The 8,349-nt window shown below is 40.6% G+C and carries 8 protein-coding genes; all 8 read right to left on the bottom strand.

The genetic code is table 11. The features are described 5' to 3' along the window. Window positions 1-355: 355 nt before the first annotated feature. From AC1EJ0_RS08045 to AC1EJ0_RS08010, 8 genes are read right to left on the bottom strand one after another with little or no spacing between them, the layout of a single operon-like run. Window positions 356-883: a GNAT family N-acetyltransferase gene (locus AC1EJ0_RS08045; RefSeq protein ID WP_480023952.1), complete on the bottom strand. Its 528-nt coding sequence runs from the start codon at window positions 881-883 to the stop codon at window positions 356-358. 29 nt (window positions 884-912) lie between these two features. Continuing rightward, the gene (locus AC1EJ0_RS08040) at window positions 913-2,067 is read right to left on the bottom strand and encodes an iron-containing alcohol dehydrogenase (protein ID WP_480023953.1); all 1,155 of its coding nucleotides are present in this window, start codon (window positions 2,065-2,067) and stop codon (window positions 913-915) included. Between the two features lie 14 nt (window positions 2,068-2,081). Next, entirely contained in the window at window positions 2,082-3,071 is a 990-nt protein-coding gene (locus tag AC1EJ0_RS08035; protein WP_480023954.1) for an LCP family protein, read from the bottom strand. After that, the gene (locus AC1EJ0_RS08030; RefSeq protein ID WP_480023955.1) at window positions 3,055-4,452 is read right to left on the bottom strand and encodes an MATE family efflux transporter; all 1,398 of its coding nucleotides are present in this window, start codon (window positions 4,450-4,452) and stop codon (window positions 3,055-3,057) included. The genes AC1EJ0_RS08035 and AC1EJ0_RS08030 overlap by 17 nt, the downstream gene beginning before the upstream one ends. 10 nt (window positions 4,453-4,462) lie before the next feature. Further along, the gene (locus AC1EJ0_RS08025; protein WP_480023956.1) at window positions 4,463-5,068 is read right to left on the bottom strand and encodes a histidine phosphatase family protein; all 606 of its coding nucleotides are present in this window, start codon (window positions 5,066-5,068) and stop codon (window positions 4,463-4,465) included. Next, the gene (gene thyX / locus AC1EJ0_RS08020; protein WP_480023957.1) at window positions 5,068-5,781 is read right to left on the bottom strand and encodes an FAD-dependent thymidylate synthase; all 714 of its coding nucleotides are present in this window, start codon (window positions 5,779-5,781) and stop codon (window positions 5,068-5,070) included. Before thyX ends, AC1EJ0_RS08025 begins: the two co-directional genes overlap by 1 nt. A 3-nt stretch (window positions 5,782-5,784) precedes the next feature. Beyond that, on the bottom strand, window positions 5,785-7,248 hold the full coding sequence (guaB, locus tag AC1EJ0_RS08015) for an IMP dehydrogenase (protein WP_480023958.1): 1,464 nt from the start codon (window positions 7,246-7,248) through the stop codon (window positions 5,785-5,787). A 22-nt stretch (window positions 7,249-7,270) separates the two neighbouring features. Further along, complete coding sequence (locus tag AC1EJ0_RS08010; RefSeq protein WP_058259423.1) at window positions 7,271-8,179, bottom strand: NAD(P)/FAD-dependent oxidoreductase; 909 nt, start codon at window positions 8,177-8,179, stop codon at window positions 7,271-7,273. Window positions 8,180-8,349: the final 170 nt, after the last annotated feature.

The raw sequence follows: 8,349 nt of genomic DNA, 5'->3' as shown, positions 1-8,349 counted from the left end.
TTTTATTCAGTTTTGCTTGTCATATGGTTTTTCCAGATGACTTATCCATTCTACCATTTATTTCTTTGCTTGTCAAGAGTTTTTTTAAAAGTTTTTTAATTTTTTCTTTATATATCTTTCTTCACTTGCAATTCTTATTATCACTTGATTAACTAGCCTTATTACAAGTCACTTGCTTATGCTTTTTGCCTTGTCTAATGCTCGTCATATGTCAATCGCGCGTCATATATCATCCACTTGTCATATATCACCCGCTCGTCACTTACTTAGTAATTTTACTCTTTATACAAAATTGCTTTTGCACATAAAAAAGCAGTGGACCATCAATCCACTGCCATTAATATATTTTAATTAATTAAGAAAGTCTTAACTCCTTATATCTAATTAACTCAACTTCGCCTTTGTTTTTGAATACACGTCTCACCGTCTCATAATAATACATCTCATTCTTCTGCATGACTCTCTTCGATGCAATGTTTTCTCTTTCGAATGAGCCGAATACATTCTCAACGCCTCGCTCCTTGTGAAGTGCTTCCATAAAAGCTTTTAGTGCCTCGCTCATGTAGCCTTTGTTCCAGTACTTTGGGTTTAGGCAATAACCGAACTCGGCGTCCTTTAGTCCATCTCCAAAGATTCTCGCGTCTATGGTCCCAATCATCTTATCATTTTCTTTTAGGACGATTGCCTTGAGCGTGTATGAGTCTTTCTCCTTTGCCTCTTTGCTTAGCATATCAAGTATTTTCTCTGAGTCTTTAACGCTTAAATGCGGCTTCCACGAAAGATGCTTAGTCACTTCTTCAAGCTTTGCGTACTCAAACATATCTTCGGCGTCGTCTACGCTCGCGTCTCTTAAGATTAGTCTTTCTGTCTCTATGTCTTTCAATTAAAACTATCTTCCTTTATATATATAGTTTATTCGTATGCTTGTTCGTAAATATTGATAATGTCTTCAAGTTTTAGATCCGAGTAGCTTGTCTTATAAACGTCTGTCTTCTTTGCCATAGCTTCGATTGAGTCTCTTGGTATATCTAGCTCTTTAAGTGTTGTTGGCGCGCCAATGGATTTGAAGAAGTCTTGAAGCTTTTCAATGGATTTGATTGCGGCTTCGTCATCTGCCATATTAGATGTATCCATCTTCCAAACGTTTTCTGCCCATCTTCTAAATTTCTTTTCATGTCCCTTGTAAACATATTTTAGGTAATTTGGATGCATTACTGCAAGCCCCATACCGTGCGAAACGTCGTAGAAAGCTGATAATGTATGTTCAAGTCTGTGGCTTAGCCAGTCTGATCGCTTGCCAAGTGATGTTAGTCCATTGATTGCAAGTGTTGATGCCCACATAAGATTTGCTCTTGCTCTGTAGTTTCTTGGGTCTTCTAAAGCTATATAAATGTTTTCGATTACAGTTCTCATAAGTGCTTCACTGATTTCGTCAGTAGTATTTTCTTCGTCAGGCATTGAGAAGTACTCTTCCATGATGTGGCTGAACATATCCACTGTACCGCTGATTAAGTGGTGCTTTGGTAATGAATATGTGTATGTCGGATCAAGTATGGAGAATTTTGGATAGCATGGCTCGCCGCCAAAACTTAGCTTCTTTTGCTCTTCCCAGTTAGTGATAACGCCGCCGTTATCCATTTCACTGCCTGTTCCAGCCATTGTCAAAACGCTTCCTAATGGAGTTGCATCTAAAACATCGTCTTTGTCAATGAAATATTTTTTCCAAAAGTCTTCGTCAGTCTTTGCGCCAGCAGCTATTGCCTTAGAGCAGTCAATAGTTGAGCCACCACCAACTGCTAGGATAAAGTCTATGTCGTGATCCTTTACAAGTTTGATGCCTTCATAAACTTTCTCAACTCTTGGGTTTGGCATTATGTCTGAAAGTTCGTAAACTTCCTTGCCTTCAAGCGCTTCCATAACCTTATCGTAGATGCCGTTCTTCTTGATGCTGCCTTTACCATAAGTAAGTAAAACCTTCTTATATGGCTTCATCTCTTCTTTTAATGCCCTGATTGATCCTTCTCCAAAATGAATTTTAACCGGATTATAAAAATAAAATGCGTCCATCTTTCTTCCTCCCTTTACTTAAATATCTTTGTGAATAGTTTAGCAGTCTCTTCCTCATCTGCGATGAAGTAGGAAGCACCGCCCTCATACTTGTCTGTACCTGGTATAGTCTCAATCGTAAGCTTATCTTGCGAATACGATGTAAAGACTTTGGCCAGTTCAAGCATTTCATCTATGCTAATGTTTGTGAGTATATGCTCAAGTCCTGCTTGTATCATGCGTGGCAGCTTTGTCACGTTGTTTGCGCTAAGCGTTTGCTTCATAAGCTCTTTGATAAAGTACTGTTGATGAGTGACTCTGCCGACGTCGCCAAGGAATTTATCTCCTTGACCTTTATTTGACTTTCTAAATCTAAGAAACTCCATCGCGCCCTTGCCATCTAGTTTTTGCTTGCCTTTCTTCAAATGAATGTGTAGTGGCGGCGAGTCTGTCGGGTCATCGTAGTCCATGTCAAATGGCACGTCGATCTCAACCCCGCCTATAATGTCGACTATGGCCTTAACGCCTTTGTAGTCAACTGCGATGTAATTAGTGACATCAACGTTTGAAAACTCTCTAAGCGTGTCGATGGCTGCGTATGGACCGTCCTTCGCGAAAGATGCATTGATCTTTCTCATACCATCGTGCCCAGCTATCTTGACCTTGGTATCCCTTGGTATGCTCACTACATTTACTTTACCCGTTTTCTTGTCAATCTTAACTAGCATTATCGTGTCAGATGGGTTTCCTGTAGTAAAATACCTGTCTTCACCAGTTTTGCCATCAAGAGTCGCAAGTTTTTTCTTGATGTAATCAAGACCACGCTCCCCGTCAATGCCGAAGAAAGCAAAGACCAACTCGCCCTCAAGCTTCTCCTCAGTCTTTTGATTTATCTTAGTTTCGTCGACTATAACTAGCTTGTTGTCTTTCTTTGATAGCTTTCTATAATAATATAGCCCGAAGAATAGTATAAAAACTAATAGCGATATTAAAAATATTTTAAAAAACTTAATAAATTTCTGCATCTAAAATTACCTCATCTCCCGCCTTGCTCATGGCCTTGAACTCTCTAATAACAAAGAACATTGCTAGTAGAAAGGCTATGAAGTCTGCGATTGGTGTTGCATAAAGCGCTCCTAGTATGCCAAAGAAACGTGGCAAAACTATAATAAGTGGCAAATAGAAAAGCACTTGCCTTGTTAATGAGACGAATATACCTAAACGCGCCTTGCCGATTGATGTGTAAAAGTTTGCCGTAATCGGTTGAAGTCCGTTAAGCGCCGTCATAATCATAGTTATACGAAGTAGTATGGTAGTAAACTCCATATATAGCTCGTCGCCTTTACCAAAGATGTTGACAAAGGCATGTGGCCAAATCTCAACTAATAAGAAAAATACAGTACTGTAAATGATTGAGACTTTAATCGTTGTTAGGTAAGTATCTTTAACACGTCTGTGGATTTTGGCTCCGTAATTGTAGCCGATGATTGGCTGTCCGCCTTGAGCGAGACCTATGTTGAAGCCGATCAAGACGATGTAGAGCTTTGATGCTATACCGACTGCGGCTAGCGGTATATCGGGTCCGTACTTACTCATCGCACCGTAGTAAGTCATGACGTTATTCATAACTATCTGAACGACTACCATGGCCAATTGATTGATGCAAGCCGCCGAGCCAAGCTTAAGTATTGCGCCTAGCTCCTCTGGATGTATCTTAAAATCTTTTTTACGAACCGGCTCGTCTTTTAAGAAAAATATATAATAAAGTGCTAGTAAAAAGCTCACAGTTTGTCCGATGAATGTCGCCCATGCAGCGCCTTTGATGCCCATATTTAATGGAACCATAAATATGTAGTCTAAAACAATATTAAGTAGTGCTCCTACTACATTTAGCATCATAGCGTACTTTGGAGAGCCATCTGCCCTGATTATATGTGATAGAGCTGTCGAAAATACTATAAAAACTATGGCCATGGATGTGATCGAGGCGTAGTCATATGCGTATTGGAATATGTTTTCGCTCGCGCCGAATAATTTTAGTAGCGGCTCTAAATATACCATAACCAAGGTAATTTCAAGTCCTGCGAAAAATAAAAGTCCTGTGATGCCTGTAGCGACTATTCTTTCTGCTCTTTCGTCCTCACCTCTACCCTTGTAGATGCTGTAGTTTGACGCGGTTCCTATGCCTAGTAATAGGGCAAGTGCCGTTGATATTGTGGTTATGGGGAAACTGACTGTAGTAGCAGCGTTACCCAAGTGTCCGACGATATTGCCGATGAAGATTTGATCGACTATATTGTATATAGCACTTACCAGGAAGGCTAATATCGATGGAACAGCGTATTTAATTAGTAATTTATATATTGGCTCTCGAACCAAGGGATTCATGTATCTATCTTCTGTCATCTTTCGCCTCCTATACAAAGTTGTCGTAGTCTTCGTCGTCATGAAGGAGCTTAAACGCGCCTTCATCGTAATCATATATCTTAAGGCTCAGCCCCTTTATGAGCTCTACCTTATTTGTATCCTTTAAGTCAAGTCCTTCTAGTACAGTCGTTATCACTCTTAGCTTGCTGCCGTGAGTCACAACGAGTACCTTCTTATAATCTTTTTTCACGAGTGCTTCAATAAAGGCCTCGGCGTCTTCACGCGCGTCTCTATATGGGTAGATGCCGCCCTCGTTAAAAAGGTCCGGTCTTGACATAATCAAGTCTTCGCGCTCCGGGTCAGTCGCAACGCTCTCGGCCCAAGTCATACCCTCGTGGCTAAGCATTGATACTTCTCTAAGCCTTCTGTCAGGCTCTATATCAAGTCCAAGCGCTTCGTTAATTATTTTTGCGCTATCCATCGCCCTCTTTTGGTCGGAGGAGTATATGACTTCTATGCCTTCATCTTTTAATCTAGCCCCTAGCTCCTTCGCCTTCATTTTGCCCTCAAGTGTAAGAGGAGAATCAAGTAAGCCTTGAATTCTCCTCTCCTTGTTGTATTTAGTTAATCCGTGCCTTGTAAAATATATTATCATTAATTCATGTGCTCGATAAGAGCCTTCATAGCTACTGGGAACTCCTCTAAGCTTAAGTCGTAGACTACTTTTGCATAATCTCTGATTTCCTTTTGCGCATGAGCGTCCATCCTTTGCTTAACAAAGTGCGCAACCGATTGAAGAGATGCAGTCCAGTACCATCTTACATATAAGCCATAAGCTGGTAGGAAAAGTCTTGCTTGTTCAGGGCAAATGCCGTCTTCCATAGCTTTTTCGTAAAGTCCTTCGCCTTTTTCTATAAGCTCAAGTAAATCTTTTGTGTATTCAGCTCCTAATTCAGTCGCAACCGGTTCACCGCTGCCTTGCTTTTTATTATCAGGCATGCTTCTCCATTCATTTTCGCTTGGTACATAGAATACTGGTTCTTCAGTTACATAGCGTCTTGAAGATTCGTTCCAGCCGTTCATTGTGTCGCCAATGCCTTCCATGTGAGATGAACCAACGATGTACTTCCACCATTGTCTTGCTACCATCAGTGGCGCATACACTTCGAATTGTAGCATCGCATGTCTAAATGGCGATGTGTGATCATTTTTAGCTAAGAAGCTAATTAATTTCTCGTCATTTTGATTTAATTCAAAAGATTCTTTTTGATAAGAAACTCTTGCCGCGTTTACTACAGTAAGGTCGCTACCTAAGTGGTTTACAAGCCTTACGTATCCTTTATCTAAAACATTTTTCATCTTTTCCATATCTTAGTCCCTATAGCTCTTTGGGGAATAGTTAGGAGTTTCCTTAGTTATAGTGATATCGTGTGGATGGTTTTCAATTAGTGATGCACTTGTAATTTGAACGTATCTTGAATTTGTCTTCAAAGTAGGAATGTCCTTGCATCCAAGGTAGCCCATACCTGATTTTAAGCCGCCAAGCAATTGATAAATAACTTCTCCAACTTTTCCTTTGTAGTGAACTCTACCTTCAACACCTTCTGGTACATACTTCTTAGCCTTTGATTGGAAATATCTGTCAGATGAACCAGCTTTCATTGCTGCAAGTGAGCCCATGCCTCTATATTCCTTATATCTTCTGCCTTCGAAGATAACTTCTTCTCCTGGTGATTCGTCAGTACCTGCGAATAAGGATCCCATCATAACAACGTCCGCGCCAGCAGCTATCGCCTTAGTGATATCACCTGAGTATTTGATACCGCCATCAGCAATTATAGGTATGCCAGTTTCTTGAGATGCCTTGTAAGCAGCCATGATAGCACTTACTTGAGGAACACCGATACCAGTAACAACTCTAGTTGTACAGATAGATCCAGGTCCGATACCAACTTTAACGCAGTCAGCACCAGCATCCATAAGAGCCTTAGTGCCTTCGTAAGTTGCCACGTTTCCTGCTATGACTTGTAAGTCAGGGAATTCCTTCTTGATGCTTCTAACTGCGTCAAGTACACCCTTTGAGTGACCGTGAGCAGTATCTAGAACGATAACGTCAACCTTTGCATCGTATAGAGCCTTAACCCTTTCAAGCATGTCCTCAGTAATACCAACAGCCGCTCCGCAAAGAAGTCTGCCTTGTTCGTCCTTAGCTGAGTTAGGGAATTCGATGGATTTTTCTATATCCTTAATAGTTATTAATCCTCTCAAATGGAAGTCGTCATCAACTATAGGAAGCTTTTCAATCTTATGAACCTTCATTTCCTCTAAAGCTTCGTCCATAGATACGCCAACCTTGCCAGTTACAAGGTTTTCCTTAGTCATGACATCGCCAATCTTCTTTTCCATATTAGTTTCGAATCTCATGTCCCTGTTAGTGATGATACCAACAAGTTTGCCGTCTTCATCAGTTATAGGCACACCAGAAATCTTGTACTTTTTCATAATAGCTTCAGCGTCAGCAATCTTGTGTTCAGCAGATAAATAGAATGGATCAGTGATTACACCATGTTCACTTCTTTTTACCCTGTCAACTTCGATAGCTTGGTCCTCAATCGACATGTTCTTGTGAATGATACCAATACCGCCTTCTCTCGCCATCGCGATAGCCATCTTTGATTCAGTAACAGTATCCATACCAGCACTCATCATCGGTATGTTTAGCTTGATCTTTTTAGTTAATCTTGTTTCAGTATTAGTTTGTTTTGGCAATATCTCCGAAAAATTTGGTACTAGTAGTATATCGTCAAATGTTAATGCGTCTCCAATAAACTCCATCGTTACACCCCTCTTTTTAATATTAATATCCTAAATATTTTTGTGCTTCGATAGCGCAAGTGCAGCCCTCAGCTACAGCAGTTGCTATCTGTCTTATCTTTTTATCTATAATGTCGCCGCAGGCAAATACACCTGGGATAGATGTCTTAACTCCGTCAGTCTTGATATATGGACCAGCCATCTCAACGCTGTCCTTGATTAATTCAGTGTTTGGCCTTTGACCAATGTAGGCAAATATTAGGAATTCGTCCTCGCCATTCTCAAATAGCTTTTCTTCCTTTTCAGCCGAGTCGTAAATACAAACTTCAGTGATCTTGTCCCTAGTTCCGCTTGCGCTCACAATCTTGGAGGATGTCATTGCCTCGATATTGTCAGAAGCTTCGATCTTTTCCTTGAACTCGTCAATCATGCCAAGCTCGTCCTTTTCTTCGACAAGGTAGACCTTCTTCGCAAGCTTTGATAGATATAAAGCTTCCTTAGCCGCTCCGTCCGAGCCACCCGCCACGAAGATGATTCTGTCCTCAATCTCCTCATCAAGACCCAAAGCAGAGTGTTCAACCCCAATCTCCTTTTCATTTTCAAGACCTAAATCCTTTGGAGTAGATCCCATCGCAAGTATAACCGCCTTGGCATTGTATGAATTTTGTCTAGTCTTAACCTTTTTTAGCTCGTATCTTAAATCAAGCTCGATAACCTCTTCGTACTTTAACTCGATGTCCGCGTCCGCGATTTGAGCCTCAAGCTTTTCCCTGAACGTTTCGCCCGATTCATCCTCAGATAAACCCACATAGTGAGTCACGTGCGAAACACTTTTTATAAGACCGCCAACCTCGTCCTTTTCAAGCAAAAGTACATTGAAGCCGCGGCTCTTAGCATATAGAGCAGCAGAGACACCTGCAGGGCCGGCACCCACTACAATTATATCGTACATTTTATCCTCCTTTACGTCAAAGTAAAATTATTCTCTTATCATTTTATCACAAATTCAAGTATTTTTCAAGCAATACGCAAGAATATTTTCTTTTTTTCTCTTAATTGTCAAGACATATGTTACACTTAGAAAAATATTCTTTTACAACTTGGTTTGGTGTCTTAAAATTT

It is taken from the genome of Fenollaria sp. C0166D3 (genome assembly GCF_056590255.1).
Note: the sequence above shows the minus strand (reverse complement) of the source record. Positions and strands in the feature narration are given on the sequence as shown.